The sequence below is a fragment of the Aurantimonas coralicida DSM 14790 genome (assembly GCF_000421645.1).
GTDB classification, from domain to species: Bacteria; Pseudomonadota; Alphaproteobacteria; order Rhizobiales; family Rhizobiaceae; genus Aurantimonas; species Aurantimonas coralicida.
In genome coordinates this window covers 904596-921295 of the sequence record NZ_ATXK01000001.1, presented here as the reverse complement: position 1 = coordinate 921295, position 16700 = coordinate 904596, and the positions used below count along the sequence as shown (strand labels likewise).

Annotated in this window: 15 protein-coding genes; 10 read left to right on the top strand and 5 right to left on the bottom strand. The window is 67.5% G+C overall.

Going from position 1 to position 16700, the window contains the following annotated elements; all coding sequences use genetic code 11:
• Positions 1-9: 9 nt before the first annotated feature.
• Entirely contained in the window at positions 10-960 is a 951-nt protein-coding gene (locus H536_RS0104230) for a (Fe-S)-binding protein (RefSeq protein WP_228238453.1), read from the bottom strand.
• Between H536_RS0104230 and H536_RS0104225 the strand changes: the two genes are divergently transcribed.
• The 4 genes from H536_RS0104225 to glcF all read left to right on the top strand — a co-directional run bounded on the left by H536_RS0104225 (position 950) and on the right by glcF (position 6472).
• Positions 950-2248 carry a DUF3422 family protein gene (locus H536_RS0104225; RefSeq protein WP_024349283.1) on the top strand — a complete coding sequence of 433 codons (1299 nt, stop codon included), beginning with the start codon at positions 950-952 and terminating at the stop codon, positions 2246-2248. The two genes, H536_RS0104230 and H536_RS0104225, sit on opposite strands and share 11 nt — an antisense overlap.
• A 79-nt stretch (positions 2249-2327) precedes the next feature.
• Positions 2328-3821, top strand: coding sequence for an FAD-linked oxidase C-terminal domain-containing protein (locus H536_RS0104220; RefSeq protein ID WP_024349282.1), 1494 nt, complete (start codon positions 2328-2330; stop codon positions 3819-3821).
• 2 nt (positions 3822-3823) lie between these two features.
• Positions 3824-5065: a glycolate oxidase subunit GlcE gene (gene glcE, locus H536_RS0104215; RefSeq protein ID WP_024349281.1), complete on the top strand. Its 1242-nt coding sequence runs from the start codon at positions 3824-3826 to the stop codon at positions 5063-5065.
• A gap of 63 nt (positions 5066-5128) precedes the next feature.
• Entirely contained in the window at positions 5129-6472 is a 1344-nt protein-coding gene (glcF, locus tag H536_RS0104210) for a glycolate oxidase subunit GlcF (RefSeq protein WP_024349280.1), read from the top strand.
• Between the two features lie 64 nt (positions 6473-6536).
• Here the strand turns inward: glcF and H536_RS0104205 are convergent, their stop codons facing one another.
• A complete protein-coding gene (locus H536_RS0104205) occupies positions 6537-7271 on the bottom strand; it encodes a L,D-transpeptidase (protein WP_228238449.1) in 735 nt (244 codons plus the stop codon).
• A 148-nt stretch (positions 7272-7419) separates the two neighbouring features.
• The gene (locus tag H536_RS0104200; protein WP_029702714.1) at positions 7420-8283 is read right to left on the bottom strand and encodes a L,D-transpeptidase; all 864 of its coding nucleotides are present in this window, start codon (positions 8281-8283) and stop codon (positions 7420-7422) included.
• 429 nt (positions 8284-8712) lie between these two features.
• Between H536_RS0104200 and H536_RS0104195 the strand changes: the two genes are divergently transcribed.
• From H536_RS0104195 to hisG, 6 genes are all read left to right on the top strand, one after another.
• Complete coding sequence (locus tag H536_RS0104195; protein WP_024349277.1) at positions 8713-8907, top strand: hypothetical protein; 195 nt, start codon at positions 8713-8715, stop codon at positions 8905-8907.
• A gap of 78 nt (positions 8908-8985) precedes the next feature.
• Positions 8986-9630, top strand: a complete 645-nt coding sequence (locus tag H536_RS0104190) for a DNA-3-methyladenine glycosylase I (protein ID WP_035694588.1) — start codon at positions 8986-8988, stop codon at positions 9628-9630.
• Positions 9631-10021: 391 nt separating this feature from the next.
• Positions 10022-10309 (top strand): GIY-YIG nuclease family protein, encoded by a 288-nt coding sequence (locus H536_RS0104185; protein ID WP_024349275.1) that lies wholly within the window; start codon positions 10022-10024, stop codon positions 10307-10309.
• Between the two features lie 433 nt (positions 10310-10742).
• Positions 10743-12305, top strand: a complete 1563-nt coding sequence (gene hisS / locus H536_RS0104175) for a histidine--tRNA ligase (protein ID WP_024349273.1) — start codon at positions 10743-10745, stop codon at positions 12303-12305.
• On the top strand, positions 12286-13455 hold the full coding sequence (locus tag H536_RS0104170; protein WP_373279275.1) for an ATP phosphoribosyltransferase regulatory subunit: 1170 nt from the start codon (positions 12286-12288) through the stop codon (positions 13453-13455). The genes hisS and H536_RS0104170 overlap by 20 nt, the downstream gene beginning before the upstream one ends.
• Complete coding sequence (gene hisG, locus H536_RS0104165) at positions 13452-14153, top strand: ATP phosphoribosyltransferase (RefSeq protein ID WP_024349271.1); 702 nt, start codon at positions 13452-13454, stop codon at positions 14151-14153. The genes H536_RS0104170 and hisG overlap by 4 nt, the downstream gene beginning before the upstream one ends.
• A gap of 441 nt (positions 14154-14594) precedes the next feature.
• Here hisG and H536_RS0104155 read toward each other — a convergent pair whose 3' ends face one another.
• Together H536_RS0104155 and fumC are read right to left on the bottom strand one after the other, a co-directional pair.
• Complete coding sequence (locus H536_RS0104155) at positions 14595-14975, bottom strand: DoxX family protein (protein WP_035694448.1); 381 nt, start codon at positions 14973-14975, stop codon at positions 14595-14597.
• Positions 14976-15179: 204 nt separating this feature from the next.
• Complete coding sequence (fumC, locus tag H536_RS0104150; RefSeq protein WP_024349268.1) at positions 15180-16568, bottom strand: class II fumarate hydratase; 1389 nt, start codon at positions 16566-16568, stop codon at positions 15180-15182.
• Between the last annotated feature and the right edge of the window lie 132 nt (positions 16569-16700).

Genomic DNA, 16700 nt, shown 5'->3' with positions numbered 1-16700 from the left:
GTTGACGCCTCACAGCTTGCCGCCGATCGGCGGAGCGTCGGTCATGCCGGCGAGGACTTCGGCCACGTGACGGACCTCGACGCCGATATTCTCGCGCTTCAGCTTGCCGTCCATGTTCATCAGGCAGCCGAGGTCGCCGGCAAGCAGCATGTCGGCGCCGGTCATGCCGACATTGCGCGCCTTCTTGGTGACGATGGCATTGGAGACGTCGGGATATTTGATGCAGAAGGTGCCGCCGAAACCGCAGCAGACTTCCGAATCGCGCAGTTCCGTCAGTTCCAGCCCCTCGACGCTGTCGAGCAGCATGCGCGGCTGCGCCTTGACGCCGAGCTCGCGCAGGCCCGAGCAGGAATCGTGATAGGTGGCGGTGCCCTCGACCCTGGCGGTGACGCCGGTCATGCCGCGCACGTCCGCCAGGAAGCTGACGAGTTCGAACACCTTGTCGGAAAAGGCGAGGGCGCGCGCCTCCCACTCGGCATCGCCGGCGAAGAGCTCGGGATAATGCTTCTTCAGCATGGCGCCGCACGATCCCGACGGGGCGACCACATAGTCGAACCCCTCGAAGGTGGCGATCACCTGTTCGGCGATGGCTCTCGTGTCGGCCCGGTCGCCGGAATTGTAGGCCGGCTGGCCGCAGCAGGTCTGGGCCGTCGGGACGACGACGTCGCAGCCCGATTCTTCCAGAAGCTTGATGGCCGCGAAGCCGACGCTCGGACGGAACAGATCGACCAGACAGGTAACGAACAGCGCGACTTGCGGACGGGTCTCGCTGCGAACGGCATTCTCGCTCAATGGCTTCTCCTCGTACGTCCTTCGTCGCACATTGGCGGCGGCGTCGGCAACGTTGCAGTTTGGAAACGTTCTGAGCCGGTTTGTCGACAATCGCAATTCCTGCTTGGACCGGACTTGGCCGATCGGGTAGCAAGAGCGGCACCACAAAGGGGAAAAGATGGGCCGCATCACGTTACGCCAGGCGTCGCTCGACCGCTTTCCCACCGATCCGCGCCGGGCCGCCGTCCTCGGCGAACTGCATGCCAGGCCGTTTCCGCTGATCGAGCTGCCGCGGGCGCTCGTGGTGCTGGCCTTCATGAACGAGGATCACGGCGAAAGCGATCTGGCGATCCTCGCCGAAATGTCGGTGCGCCGCGGCGTGCCGCCGCCGGCCAAGGACGCCCGGACCCATTCCTTCGCCTTCGGCAAGGGCAAGCTGCGCTGGGAGCGGCACACCGAATTCTGCACCTATTCCTGGGAAGGGCCGCCGCCCGAACATTTCGGCGACCCGGTCGAGGGCCATCCCTTCGGCGCCGAGTTCCAGGCGCCGGGACCCTTCATCGCCGGTGTCCATCTGGAGTTGCGGCCGAACGACGCTGCCGGCCAGGCGGCGCTCGAGAGCTTCGACAAGTCCAGCTACTGCCATTCGATCATGGAGAGCGGGCTCGCCCATGCGGCGACGGATTTTCGCCAGGACGGCGACGGCATGACGCGCATGCTGGTGCTGGACGACGGGCTGCCACCGCAACGCGCCGGCGCGCTCGCCATGCGCCTGGTGGAAGTCGAGATCTACCGCACTTTGGCGCTGCTCGGCCTGCCGCTCGCCCATTCGGTGGGGCCGATGGTGGCCTCGCTCGAAAGCCGGCTGATGTCGATCACCGAGGAGATGAAGGGCGGCAACGAGGACAGTCGGCAACTGCTTCAGGAGATCACCCTGGCGGCGGCCGAGGTCGAGGCCTCCGCGGCCTCGGTGCTCTACCGGTTCGGGGCCAGCCGGGCCTATGACGAGATCGTCAGCGAGCGCCTCGTCTCCGTGGGCGAGCAGCCGATCGCCGGGCAGGAGAGCTGGAGCGCCTTCCTGAAGCGCCGGATGGGGCCGGCCATGCGCACCTGCCGCGCCATCGAGGAGCGGCAGGCCAATCTGTCGGAGAAGCTCAGCCGCGCCGCAAACCTTTTGCGCACCCGCATCGACGTGGAACTGGAGCACCAGAACCGCGACCTGCTGGCCTCCATGGACCGGCGGGCGCGGCTGCAATTGCGCCTGCAGCAGACCGTCGAGGGCCTGTCGGTCGCGGCGATCGGCTACTACGTCGTCGGGCTGTTCGGCTATGTCGCCAAGGCGTTGGAATATCAGGGACTGCCGGTCTCCGCGACGGTGCTGGTCGCCGGTTTCGTGCCGATCGCGCTGCTCGGGGTCTGGCTGGTCGTGCGCAGTATCCGCAAGCATCACATGCAGGGCGGCGAGGACGGTCATTGAGCCGCAGACGCCTATCGTTCCTTCTGTGGACGCCGGCCCGTGCGGCGCCTAGTTTCGCCTCTCTAATGGGAGTGAGCCGATGTCCGTGATGATGCCCAAGCCGTCCGAGGCGATCCTCGGCCGCCGCCAGTCGATCGTCGACGCCCTGCGCGCGATCGTGCCGGGCGAGGGCGTGGTCGATGCCGCCAACGAGATGGCCGTGTTCGAATCCGACGGCCTGACCGCCTATCGCCAGATGCCGCTGGTGGTCGTGCTGCCGTCGACGGTGGAGCAGGTCGCCCGGGTCCTGCAATATTGTCACGCCAACGAGATCCCGGTGGTGCCGCGCGGCTCCGGCACCTCGCTGTCCGGCGGCGCCCTGCCGCTCGAGGACGGCGTGCTCCTGGTCCTGTCGAAGTTCAACCGGGTGCTGGAGATCGACTACGACAATCGCTGCGCCGTGGTGCAGCCGGGCGTGACCAATCTCGGCATCACCAAGGCGGTGGAAGGCGAGGGGTTCTACTACGCGCCCGATCCGTCCTCGCAGATCGCCTGCTCGATCGGCGGCAATGTCGCGGAGAATTCCGGCGGCGTGCACTGCCTGAAATACGGACTCACCGCCAACAACGTCCTCGGCATCGAGTTCGTCACCATCGAGGGCGAGGTGGTGCGCCTCGGCGGCAAGCATCTGGAGGCCGAGGGCTACGATTTCCTCGGCCTGATGACCGGCTCGGAAGGCCTGCTCGGCGTCGTGACCGAGGTCACGGTCCGCATCCTGCAGAAGCCGGAGACGGCGCGGGCGGTGCTGATCGGCTTTCCCACCTCCGAACAGGCGGGCGAGTGCGTGGCCGCGATCATCGCCAAGGGCATCATACCGGCGGGTATGGAGATGATGGACCGGCCGGCCATCCATGCGGCGGAAGACTTCGTCCATGCCGGCTATCCGCGCGACGTGGAGGCGCTGCTGATCGTCGAGCTCGACGGGCCGGGCGCTGAGGTCGATCATCTCCTGGCCGAGGTTGCGGCAATTGCCGACGCCAATGGCGCCACCGTCACCAAGGTCTCGAATTCGGAAGAACAGCGTGCGTCGTTCTGGGCGGGGCGCAAGGCGGCGTTCCCGGCGGTCGGCCGCATCTCGCCGGATTATTACTGCATGGACGGCACCATTCCGCGCAAGGAGCTGCCGCGGGTGCTGGCCGGCATGAAGGCGTTCTCGGAAAAATACGATCTGCGCGTCGCCAATGTCTTCCATGCCGGCGACGGCAACCTGCATCCGCTGATCCTCTACGACGCCAACAAGGAGGGCGAGCTGCACCGGGCCGAGGAGTTCGGCAACGACATCCTGCGCCTGTGCGTGGAGGTCGGCGGCGTTCTGACCGGCGAGCACGGCGTCGGCGTGGAAAAGCGCGACCTGATGCCGGAAATGTTCAGCGAGGACGATCTGCGCCACCAGCAGCGGGTCAAATGCGCCTTCGACGACAAGCATCTGCTCAATCCCGGCAAGGTCTTCCCGCAGCTCCATCGCTGCGCCGAACTCGGCCGGATGCATGTCCACAAGGGGCAGGTGGCTTTTCCCGACCTGCCGAGGTTCTGACCATGAGCGAGTTGCGTTCAACCGGCGCGGCCGGCCCCGCCGCGTCCATCCTGCGCCCCGAGACCGCGATCCAGCTCCGCGACATCGTCGCGGCGGCGGTGTCGCAGGAAGAGCCGCTGGCGGTCGAGGGCACCGGCTCCAAGCGCGGTCTTGGACGGCCGGTGCAGGCGGCGTGCACCCTGTCGCTGTCGGCGATGGCCGGCGTGACCCTGTACGAACCCGAAGAGCTGGTCCTGTCGGCACGCGTCGGCACGCCCATCGCCGAGATCGAGAGGCTTCTGGACGAGGCCGGCCAGCGCCTGGAATTCGAGCCGCTCGACTACGGTCCGCTGCATGGGCTGGAGCCGGGCCTCGGCACGATCGGCGGCGTCGTCGCCTGCAATCTCGCCGGGCCGCGGCGGCTGAAGCACGGCGCGGCCCGCGATCACATCCTCGGCGTCCATGCAGTGTCCGGCCGTGGCGAGATGTTCAAGTCCGGCGGCCGGGTGGTGAAGAACGTCACCGGCTACGATCTCTCCAAGGGGCTCACCGGCTCTTTCGGCACGCTGGCGGTGATGACCGACGTGACGCTGAAGGTGCTGCCGAAGACCGAGACCGAGACGACGATCGTGCTGCGCGGTCTCGCCGACGACGCGGCGACCGGCGCCATGGCGGCGGCGATGGGCTCGTCGGCGGAGGCCTCGGGCGCGGCGCATCTGCCGATGTATGTCGCCTCGCGCGTTGCCGACGGCCATCTCGGCAACGACGCGGCGACGCTGATCCGGCTGGAGGGCTTCGGCCCGTCCGTCGCGGCGCGTTCGGCCTATCTCAGCGCCGCGCTCGAGAAGGTCGGCAAGGTCGAACATCTGGAGGGTGAGGCATCGCGGGCGGTCTGGCGCGACGTGCGCGACATCCGGCCCTTCGTCGACGGCACCGACAAGCCGGTCTGGCGCCTGTCCGTCACCCCGACCCGCGGCCACGAGATCGTCATGAGCCTGCGCATGCAGGCAGCGATCGACGCCTTCTATGACTGGCAGGGCGGTCTCGTCTGGCTGCGCATGGAAGGCGAGCCGGAGGCCGAACTGGTGCGCGAGACGATCCGGCGCTTCGGCGGCGGCCATGCGACGCTGGTGCGCGCCTCCGAAAGCGTGCGGGCGGCGACCGCCGTCTTCCAGCCGCAGCCGGGGCCGCTGGCGGGCCTCGCCAGCCGGCTGAAGCAGCAGTTCGACCCCGCCGGCGTGCTCAATCCGGGGCGGATGGGCTAGGCGGGCTGCCGCGCCGGCGGTTCGCATCGACGACGTTTCCAGACTCTTTCATGGGCCAGACCTTTGCAAACCACCTTCTCCCCCGCGCAGCTCGCCGATCCCGAGACCGCGCATTCCGAGCAGATCATCCGAAAATGCGTGCATTGCGGCTTCTGCACCGCGACCTGCCCGACCTATGTCACCCTCGGCAACGAGCTCGACAGCCCGCGCGGGCGCATCTACCTGATCAAGGAGATGCTGGAGAACGACCGGCCGGCCGACGAGAAGACCGTCACCCATATCGACCGCTGCCTGTCCTGCCTCGCCTGCATGACGACCTGCCCGTCGGGCGTGAACTACATGCATCTCGTTGACCATGCCCGCGCCCATATCGAGCGGACCTATGAGCGGCCGCTGGCCGACCGGATGATCCGCCGGATCCTGGCGATGACGCTGCCCTATCCCGAGCGGTTCCGCGCGAGCCTCGTCATGGCGCGCATCGGCCGGCCCTTCGCCGGGCTGTTCGATGCGATCAAGCCGCTGAAGCCGCTGGCCGCGATGCTGAAGCTGGCGCCGGGCGCCGTGCCGGCGAAGTCGCAGGTCAACGCGCCGGGCGTGCGGCCGGCCGAGGGGGCGCGCAGGAAGCGGGTGGCGCTGCTGCGCGGCTGCGCCCAGTCGGTGCTCGATCCGAAGATCAACGAGGCGACGGTGCGGCTTCTGAACCGGCTCGGTGTCGAGGTGGTGGTGCCGGAAGGGGAGGGCTGCTGCGGCGCGCTGGTCCATCACATGGGCCAGGAAGAGCCGGCGCTGGATTTCGCCCGCCGCAACATCGACGTCTGGTCGCGCACGGCAGACGCCGACGGCCTCGACGCGATCATCATCACCGCGTCGGGCTGCGGCACGACGATCAAGGATTACGGCCATATGCTGCGGCTGGACCCGGCCTATGCCGAGAAGGCGGCACGGGTCTCAGGGCTGGCCAAGGACGTCACCGAGTTCCTCTCCGAGCTGGAACTGCCGCTGCCGGTCAACGCAACCGATCTGGTGGTGGCCTATCATTCGGCCTGCTCGATGCAGCACGGCCAGAAGATCACGAAAGCTCCGAAAGTGCTCTTGGCGCAGGCCGGCTTCACCGTTCGCGACGTGCCCGAGGGCCATATCTGCTGCGGTTCGGCCGGCACCTACAACATCCTGCAGCCCGAGATCGCCGCCACCCTGCGCGACCGCAAGGTGAAGAACATCGAGAGCATCGCGCCGCAGGCGATCGCCACCGGCAATATCGGTTGCATGACGCAGATCGGTTCGGGCACCGGCATTCCGATCCTGCACACGATCGAGCTCCTCGACTGGGCCTTTGGCGGCGAGAAGCCGGCAAGCCTCGCTGCCGTCCAGCCCCGCGGCGAGCCCGGCCTCGTCGCGGCGGAGTAGCCCTAACGCAAAACGACCCGCCGTCGCCGGCGGGCCGTGATGTCGAAGCGACCGGGCGCTGGACTCAGCCGCCGAAGATCGAGGCGATGACGTTTTCGCGCACGACGCCGACTTCGGTATAGACGTTCTTCGGGCCCTGGCCGCTGGGGCCGATGACGATGACCTTGGTGCCGTTCGGCACGCGCTCATACAGGTGCTCGACGTCCTGGTTCATCATGCGGATGCAGCCCGAGGACATGTTCTGGCCGATGGTCCAGGGCTGGTTGGTGCCGTGGATCCGGAACAGCGAATCGCGACCGCCGCGATACAGATACATCGCGCGTGCACCCAGCGGGTTGGCCGGGCCACCCTTCATGTGGGCCGGCAGAATGCGGCCCTTGGCGCGCTCGCGCTTGATCATCGACGGCGGCGGCGTCCAGCCCGGCCACTCGGCCTTGCGGCCGACGCTCATCCGGCCCGACCAGCCGAAGCCTTCGCGGCCGACGCCGACGCCGTAGCGGGTCGCCATGCCGTTGCCCTCGACGAAGTAGAGATATTTGCGCTGGGAATCGACGATGATGGTGCCCGGCTTCTCGCGCGTCTCGATGCGCACCTGCCGGCGGTGATACTGGGCCGCCGGGCCGCGCTGGGCGAGGGCCCGGTGCTGCGTGCGGGCGGCAACGCGCTCGGCGCTGACCGTCACCCACTTGTTGGTCGCGTGGTCGTAGCGGCGCACGTCTTCGGCGCTGGCCTGTCCGGTCACCGCCAGGGCCATGATCGCCGTCAGGCCGGCTCCGGCCCATCGTGTCCAGTTCTGCATGGGAGGCTCCTCTCGTTTGGCGGGGCGGAGCAAAGCCCACCGTGTCCCGCGCCTCGTTGTCGTCATTGTGCCATGGTTTGAACGCATTCTCGCCGCGTTGGTCGCATCGAGTTCCGCATTCCGTTGAGGAAAGTCGGGGCTGTTGCCGTTAGAGCACAACGACCCTCGTTCCGACCTTCACCTGTTCGTAGAGATCCATCACGTCCTGGTTGCGCATGCGGATGCAGCCCGAGGACACGGCGCGGCCGATGGTCCAGGGCTGGTTGGTGCCGTGGATCCGGTAGAGTGTGGAGCCGAGATAGAGCGCGCGGGCGCCCAGCGGGTTGGCTTCGCCACCCTTCATGTGGGCCGGCAGGATCCGCCCCTTCTTGCGTTCGCGGGCGATCATCGCCTTGGGCGGCGTCCAGCTCGGCCATTCGGCCTTGCGGGTGATCGGATGCCGGCCCTTCCAGCCGAAGCCGGGCTTGCCGACACCGACGCCGTAGCGGCGCGCCGTGCCGTCGCGGCCGACATGGTAGAGGAACTTCGCCCTGGTATCGACGACGATGGTGCCGGGCGCCTCCTTGCCGCGGTACGGCACGGTCTGGGGCAGGAATTGCGGGTCGATGGCGTTCGGAGCCGGAAGATTGCGGGTCGCCAGCGCGGCCTGCTGGCGTCCGGTCACCGGTGCGGCGCTGCGCGTTCCGGGCAGATAGCCGCCCCGCACGCCGGGCGCCTGGCCGAGGACGCGCTGCTGCGCGGAGCCCGGACGCACGACGACGCGGGCGCCGGCCGAGGGCGCCGCAGCGCCGCGGCGGCCGCCGAGGACGACACCCGACGCGGCGGCCCGCTGATAGCTGCGGGCGACGCCGTCACCGGGCGACAGTTGCAGTAGCCAGCGGTCGGCCAGATCGGGCGCGATCTCGACCGGCGGCAAGCTGCGGTATCGCTCCTGCGCCTCGCTCGCCGCGGGGCATGCCAGGATCGCCAGCAGGCCGACGAGTGCGCGCCGGGCGGATATCGGTATCGCCATGATGTCCCTCGATTGCCGGATCGGGGCCGGCTTGCGCCTGCCGCCTCGACACCGAGCCTCGCTGCAAAGGGCAAGGGAATGGTAAACGCGCCGGTCCGAAACGCCCTCGAAAACGGAAACAGTTTCATAAGGTTAAGCAGCGGTTTCGGAGCGTGGTTAAGGGCGCGTTGTGAGGCCGGCGCGGGGGCGGCGCGCCGAGGTGATGCAGCACGCCTGCCACACTGTGCCGAATTAAAGCGCACGCCGAAATTTCAGGCATTGTGCAATGCAGCATTCTTGCTAGATTCGATACCGGCGTCCAAAGGTCGTCATGACGGGCACCAGAACCCGGATGCGGGACGAACGCACGCAATGGCATGAACCGGTCGCACAAGGCTGCGATCGCAACCCCTTCGCCATGGCCGCTGGACCGGCCATAGGAGCCCTGCCATGATCGCTCTGACCCTGATCGTCTGCCTCAACTCCGCCCCTGCCGACTGCCGCCCCGAGCAGGTCGCCTTCGACGGTTCCATCATGCAATGCGCCCTGTTCGGCCAGGCTGCCGCCGTCGAGCATCTGAAGGCGCGGCCGAAATGGCATTTGAAGCGCTATCGCTGCGCGTCGGGCCGCTCGACCAACGCCTGAAGCCGGCGGGCGGCGCATCGCTGCGGTAGCTTGCCACTTCGACGGGCGCCTGCGAAAACATGCGCCATGGACCCATCGATGCAAGACGCGCCGCCGCCGGACGGCCTGATCCGCGGCCCGGACGGCCTGCTGCGCTGCGCCTGGCACGGCGGCGACGATCTCTATCGTCGCTACCATGACGAGGAATGGGGCCGGCCGACCGCTGACGACGACCGGCTCTATGAAAAGCTTTGCCTGGAAGGATTTCAGGCGGGGCTTTCCTGGCTGACCATCCTGCGCAAGCGCGAGGCCTTCCGCGAACTGTTCCATGGCTTCACGATCGCGCGGGTGGCGGCGATGGACGAGGCGGACGTGGAGCGGATCGTCCTCGACGCCCGCATCATCCGGCATCGCGGCAAGATCGTCTCGGCGATCAACAATGCCCGGCGCGCCGATGCGCTGCGCGCCGAGCACGGCTCGCTGGCACGATTCCTCTGGCGCCACGCGCCGGATGCGGACGAGCGGCCGGCGACGGTGACCGCCGAATGGCTGCGCGCCAACCCCGTCACCCCCGCCTCGACACGCCTGTCGAAGGCGCTGAAGAAGGCCGGTTTCACTTTCGTAGGCCCGACAACCGTCTACGCCTTCATGCAATCGCTGGGCTTCGTCAACGACCACATCGACGGCTGCTGCATGCGCGATGACTGCGAGACGGCTCGGGATGCGTTCACGGCGCCGGGGTGAGGGGGGGGCGTGGGCATAAGCGGCGTTGCGTTAGTGGTGAACGTCGCGGTAGCGGTGGTTACGGTATCACGGCAGGCTAACGCGGTGAGCCTCACCGGAGCGGAAGTTGAGATGGCGAGGCATGGGTCCTCGGGTCAAGCCCGAGGATGACGCCGAGATTTTAGCGATGCCGCCAACCGCCACCGTCTGTGTAGTCGCCAGAACCGGTGGCATCAAAAGGCCCGCAGCCGCTGCAAAGGTCACAGCCGCTGAAGCCTAGCAAAAACCTCCAACAAGGTCGTCATCCTCGGGCTTGACCCGAGGACCCATGCCAAGCCGGTTCCGCCGCCACATACGCCTCAGAACCCTCACCCGCTTGACGCCGCCGCTGTGACCATCGACGCTCCACCCCATGGCCGGCACCGTCTACATCATGGCGTCGCAGAAGAACGGCACGCTCTATATCGGAGTCACGTCGGACCTGTCGCGGCGGGTGTATGAGCACAAGAGCGGCCTGACCCGAGGCTTCGTGAAGGCTCATGGGGTGACGCGGCTGGTCTGGTACGAGGACCATGTCGACATCGGCAGCGCGATCCAGCGGGAGAAATCCCTCAAGCGCTGGCGGCGGCAATGGAAGATCGACCTGATCGAGGCGATGAACCCCGAGTGGAACGAACTCTATCGCGGCATGGGGTGGTGAGGCGTTGCGCGGGGGTGCGTTGGTGGTTTTCACCGGAGCGGAAGCTGAGATGGCGAGGCATGGGTCCTCGGGTCAAGCCCGAGGATGACGCCGAGATTTGAGCTTTGCTGCCAATCGCCACCGTCTGTGCACGCGCCGAAACCGGTGGCACCGAAAGGTCCTCAGCCCCTGCAAAGGTCACAGCCGCTGAAGTGTAGCGAAGACCTCCAACAAGGTCGTCATCCTCGGGCTTGACCCGAGGACCCATGCCAAATCGTTGACGTTGCCCTCCACTTCTCCGATCTGCCGTCTCGCCGCGCTTACGCCGTCCCCCGCCACCACGCGCCTTGCAAAACCGCCTTGCCTTGCCGAAATCGGGCGCACGGGGTAGGGGATCGCCCGCAGGAAAGGGTGCATCCGAGCGCCCGTCAAACCGTTTGGACGCAGCGCATTCATGGCCGACAAGAAGAAGAAACCGTCGAGGGTCCAGGCACGGGTGCCGCGCGGCTTCGTCGATCGCGACGCCAGCGATCTGCGCGCCCAGGACGCCATGCTGGCGAAGATCCGCCGGGTCTACGAGACCTACGGCTTCGAGCCGGTGGAGACGCCGGTGTTCGAATATACCGACGCGCTGGGCAAGTTCCTGCCGGATGCCGACCGGCCGAATGCCGGCGTGTTCTCGCTGCAGGACGACGACGAGGCGTGGATGAGCCTGCGCTACGACCTGACGGCGCCGCTCGCCCGCTATGTGGCGGAGAACTACGAGAGCCTGCCCAAGCCCTATCGCAGCTACCGTGCCGGCTACGTCTTCCGCAACGAAAAGCCGGGGCCGGGCCGCTTCCGCCAGTTCATGCAGTTCGACGCCGACATCGTCGGTGCACCGAACGTCTCGGCGGATGCCGAGATGGCGATGATGATGGCCGACACGATGGAGGCGCTGGGCATCCCGCGCGGCCAGTATGTCATCCGCGTCAACAACCGGAAGGTGCTCGACGGTGTCCTCGAGGCGATCGGCCTTGGCGGCGACGAGAATGCCGGCCGCCGCCTGACGGTGCTGCGGGCGATCGACAAGCTGGACAAGTTCGGCCCCGATGGCGTCAAGCTGCTGCTCGGCAAGGGACGCTGGGACGGCGGGCAGGAAGGCGAGGGCGATTTCACGCCGGGCGCCGGGCTGGACGACGCGCAGACGGGAAAGATCCTCGGCTTTGTCGGCGCATCGAAGATCGATGAGCTCGCCGGCATATTCCCCGGTGAGGCCGGCGAAGGACGGATGGGCGAGGGCATTGCCGAGCTGAACGATATCCAGGCGTATCTGGACGGTGCTGGCTATCTGGGCCGGGTCTCGATCGACCCCTCCGTCGTGCGCGGTCTCGAATATTACACCGGGCCTGTCTTCGAGGCGGAGCTGCTGTTCGACGTCACCAACGAGAAGGGCCAGAAGGTCCAGTTCGGCTCGGTCGGCGGCGGCGGGCGCTATGACGGGCTGGTGTCGCGCTTCATGAGCCAGCCGGTGCCGGCGACGGGCTTTTCCATCGGCGTTTCCCGCCTGATGACGGCGCTGAAGAATCTCGGCCGCCTGGATGCTGCCGAGCGGACCGGGCCGGTGGTGGTCACCGTGATGGACCGCGACCGGATGGCCGACTACCAGGCCATGGCGACGACGCTGCGCGCGGCACTGAACACCGACGAGAACGGCAATCCGACGGCGACGCCGGTGCCGGTCGAGGTGTTCCAGGGCAACCCCAAGCAGTTCGGCAAGCAGCTGCAATATGCTGACCGGCGCAACGCTCCCGTGGTGGTCATCCAGGGCGGCGACGAGAAGGCGGCCGGCAAGGTGCAGGTCAAGGATCTGGCGCTCGGCAAGGAACTGTCCGCCGAGATCACCGACAATGCCGAATGGCGCGAGGCGCGGGCCGGTCAGGAAATGGTCGACGAGGCCGACATGGTCGCGGCGGTGAAGGCGATCCTGGCGCGTCAGAATGGCCGTTCCGGCGGCGATGCCGGCAGCGGAGCCTGAGACCGTGAGCGCCGAGACACGCGCCGGAACGGGCGCGCCCTACGAAGCCGAGCTCGGCGCTCTGTTCGCCGCACGCGGCGCGGCGCGCGTCGATGTGCCGATCATCCAGCCGGCCGACCCCTATCTCGACACGGCCGGCGAGGCGCTGCGCCGGCGCATCTTCCTGACCCGGGGCGAGGCCGGCGAGACCCTGTGCCTGCGGCCCGACTTCACCATCCCCGTCTGCCGCGACCATGTCGGCCACGGCGCGACGCTGCCGCGCCGCTACAGCTATGTCGGGCTGGTGTTCCGCCAGCGGCCGACCGGACCGGGCGAGTTCTACCAGGCCGGGATCGAGGATCTGGGCGAAGAGAACGCCGCGACCGCCGATGCGCGGGCGTTGGCCGACGCCCTGGCGGGGCTGGAGACCTGCGGTCTCGAAGCCGGCGAGCTCGATCTCGTTCTCGGCGACCAAGGCCTGTTCGAGGCGTTCCTGCGGGCGCTCGGCCTGCCGGAGGGCTGGCAGCGCCGTCTGGTGCGCACCTTCGGCCATGACGATCAGCTGGAAGCGGCGCTCGCCGCGCTCGCACGTGGCGGCAGCGGCGCGCTGGACACGCTCGATCCGGAATTTGCCGAACTCGCCCGTCTCGGCGAGCAGGGCGCGCTGACTTTCAAAATTCGCGAACGCATGGAGGAAGCGGGGCTGCCGCCCCATTCCGGGCGCTCGCCGGGCGAGGTCGCGGCGCGGCTGATCGAGAAGGTAGCGATCGCCGAGGCCCGGCTCAGCGAGGGCTCGTTGCAGCTCCTGCGCCGGTTCCTGGCCATCGACGCCCCCCTGTCGGAGGCCGGCACGGTGATCGGCGATCTTGCCGGCGCGGCCGGGCTCGATCTCGGCCGGGCGCTGACCTTCTTCGAGACCCGCAATCTCGCGCTGCGGGCGGCCGGCGTCGATCTCGCCGCAGTGCGCTATCGCGCCGCCTTCGGTCGGCCGATCGATTATTACACCGGCCTCGTCTTCGAGGCGCGCCGCAAGGGGTCGGACGAGCCGCTGGCAGGCGGCGGGCGCTATGACCGGCTGTTGAGCATTCTCGGCGCCGAGCGGCCGGTGCCGGCCGTCGGCTTTTCGCTCTGGCTCGACCGCATCGCCAGCCGGACGGGAGACGCGGCATGACGCTCACCCTCGCGATCCCGTCCAAGGGGCGGTTGAAGGACAAGGCCGTCGCGGCGCTGGCCGGGGCCGGCATCCATGTGGCGTCGGCCGAGGATTCGCGCAGCTACCGCACCAGCGTCACCGGTGCGCCGGGACTGGAAGTACTGCTGCTGTCGGCCTCGGAGATCGCCCGCGAATTGCGCGACGGGGCGATCGATTTCGGCATCACGGGCGAGGATCTGATCCGCGAGACCATCGCCGAGCCCGACCAAATGGTGGAAACGGTGGCCCGCCTCGGCTTCGGTCATGCCGACGTGGTCGTGGCCGTGCCCGATGCCTGGGTCGACGTGGAGACGATGGAAGACCTGAACGACGTGGCCGGCGGCTATCGGGCCCGGCACGGGCGCCGCCTGCGGGTGGCAACGAAATACTGGCGGCTGACCCAGAGCTTCTTCACGCGGCGCAACGGGATCCAGAGCTACCGTATCGTGGAGAGCCTCGGCGCGACCGAGGGCACCCCCGCTGCGGGCTCGGCGGATGTCATCGTCGACATCACCTCGACCGGCTCCACCCTGACCGCGAACCATCTCAAGATCCTGTCCGACGGGGTGATTTTGCGGTCGCAGGCCTGCCTGATCCGCTCGCTGGTTGCGCGCGACCGCCAGGATGTGGCCGAAGCGGACGCCCTGGCCGCCCGGTTCGGTTCGGCGCCGGACTGACATCAGCCCGGTGGCACCGTCGCTCCCGGTAGGGAAGCGGCGGTCTGTTCTGATCAAGACTATCCGGGTCTGTGGCCGCCCGTCGCCTGCAGGCATTCTACGAAGAGATCGAGAACATATTTCCGGTCAGGACTGTTGCGTCTGATGTCGGCCTCCGAATGGATGACCTTTTCCATCAACATCCAGGCGACGTATTCCCGGCTGACCTGACCGGAATTGATACTGACACGTTCCGTCATATTTCCCCCATCGAACCTGCTGGCTCACGTGGCGAATCTCACGCGCCGCGATGCTATAAGAAGAGAATTCTATAAGGCAACAGAACTTACGTAAAGGAATCCCCGTTCGGCGGATGCCGGTTTTGGGGCGTGCGCACGAAAAAGCCGCCCCGGCGCGTTGGCGACCGGAGCGGCTGGGCCGTTCTTCGGACCTTTGGGCTCGTCAGGCGTAGCGGCTTTCGCGCTTCGGCTTGTCGACGGCCAGCGCGCCGGCACCGGCGCCGGCAAGGGCGAGGAAGCCGCCGGCGAGGGCAATGTTCTTGAGCAGCGCGGTCTGGTCGTCGATATGGGCGAGGAGACCGGTGGCGACGCAGAAGGCGGCCAGCGCGATCGCCACGGCCCGCGTCTGGAAGCCGACGAGGACCGCGATGCCGGCCAGAAGCTCGAAGGCGCCGACGACATAGGCCATCACGAGCGGTGCGGGCACGCCGAGGCTGGACAGATAGCCGGAGAAGCCTGCGGCACCGGCGAGCTTGCCGAAGCCCGACAAGATGAAGATGATCGACAGGAGAACCCTGCCGAGAAGGATGAGATTGGCGTTCATGGCGATGTCTCCTGGGCGGCGTCGTTGCGGTGGATGATGTTCCGCAGTGCCTTTGTCGGTTGAACCGATGCACAGGTAAACTGCCGCGCCGGAACTTGCATCCCGGCCCGGCGCCGACAATTCGTCAACCAAAAACGATACAATCGCAGTTCTGGTGGCGACGACCGATAGGCAGGCATCGATCGTCGCCGTCTGTCACCCGGATCAGCCCGGCGCGATCATGGTGCGCGGATCGACGATCCGGTCGTAATCCGCCTCGGAGACGAGGCCGCTCGCGACGGCTTCCTCGCGAAGGGTCGTGCCGTTCTGATGCGCCGTCTTGGCGATCTTGGCGGCCGCATCGTAGCCAATGGTCGGCGCCAGCGCGGTCACCAGCATCAGCGACTGCTCCATCAAGCTCTGGATGCGCTCCTCGTTCGCCTCGATACCGTCGACGCAATGTTCGGCGAAGCTGACCATGGAATCGGCCAGGAGCCGGATCGAGGACAGGACGGCATTGGCAATGACCGGCTTGAAGACGTTCAGCTCGAAATGGCCCTGCGACGCCGCCACCGTCACGGTGGTGTCGTGGCCGAAGATCTCGGTGGCGACCATGGTGATGGCCTCGGCCTGGGTCGGGTTGACCTTGCCCGGCATGATCGACGAGCCGGGCTCGTTGGCCGGCAGGTTGAGTTCGCCGAGACCGGAGCGCGGGCCGGAGCCGAGGAAGCGGATGTCGTTGGCGATCTTCATCAGATCGGCGGCCAGCGAGTTGAGCGCGCCGTGGAAGAAGGTCAGTGCGCCGTGCGAGGCCAGCGCCTCGAACTTGTTGGTCGCGGTGCGGAACGCCTCGCCGGTGAGCTTGGCGACCTCGGCGGCGACCGCCGTATCGAAGCCCTCGGGCGCGTTGAGGCCGGTGCCGACAGCGGTGCCGCCCTGGGCCAGCGCCAGGACACCGTCGAGAGCGTCGTTGATGCGCTTCTTGGAGAGTTCCAGCGCCGCGGCGTAGCCGGAGAATTCCTGGCCGAGCGTCACCGGCGTGGCGTCCTGGGTGTGGGTGCGGCCGATCTTGATGATCGACGCATACTGCTTCGCCTTGGCGTCCAGCGAGCCGTGCAGCCGGTCGAGCGCCGGCAGCAGCAGGCGGCGGGTCTCCAGGACGGTCGCGACATGCATGGCCGTCGGGAAGACGTCGTTGGACGACTGGCTCATGTTGACGTGGTCGTTGGGATGCACCGGCTTCTTGCTGCCCATGGTGCCGCCGAGCATCTCGATCGCCCGGTTCGAGATGACCTCGTTGACATTCATGTTGGTCTGGGTGCCCGAGCCGGTCTGCCAGACGACGAGGGGGAAGTGGTCGTCGAGCTTGCCCGCGACGATCTCGTCGGCGGCGCTCTCGATGGCGTCGGCGATCTGGCCGTCGAGGCGGCCCATCGAGGTGTTCACCCGGGCCACAGCCTTCTTGACGAGGGCGAGGGCGTGGATCAGCGGCAACGGCTGGCGGTCCCCGCCAATGCGGAAATTGTTGCGCGACCGTTCGGTCTGGGCGCCCCAGTAGCGGTCGGCCTCGACTTCGATGGCGCCGATGGAATCGGTTTCGGTACGGGTGCTCATCTTCTGCCCTTCGCAGCTCGTGTACAGGTCGGGCATGGCTTACCGGGCGCGCCGCCGGATCGGAAGGGGCGGACGCAGGGTAAAATCGGTTTAGGCCGGCGGCGAAGCCCCAAACGAAACAGGCGGGCCCTG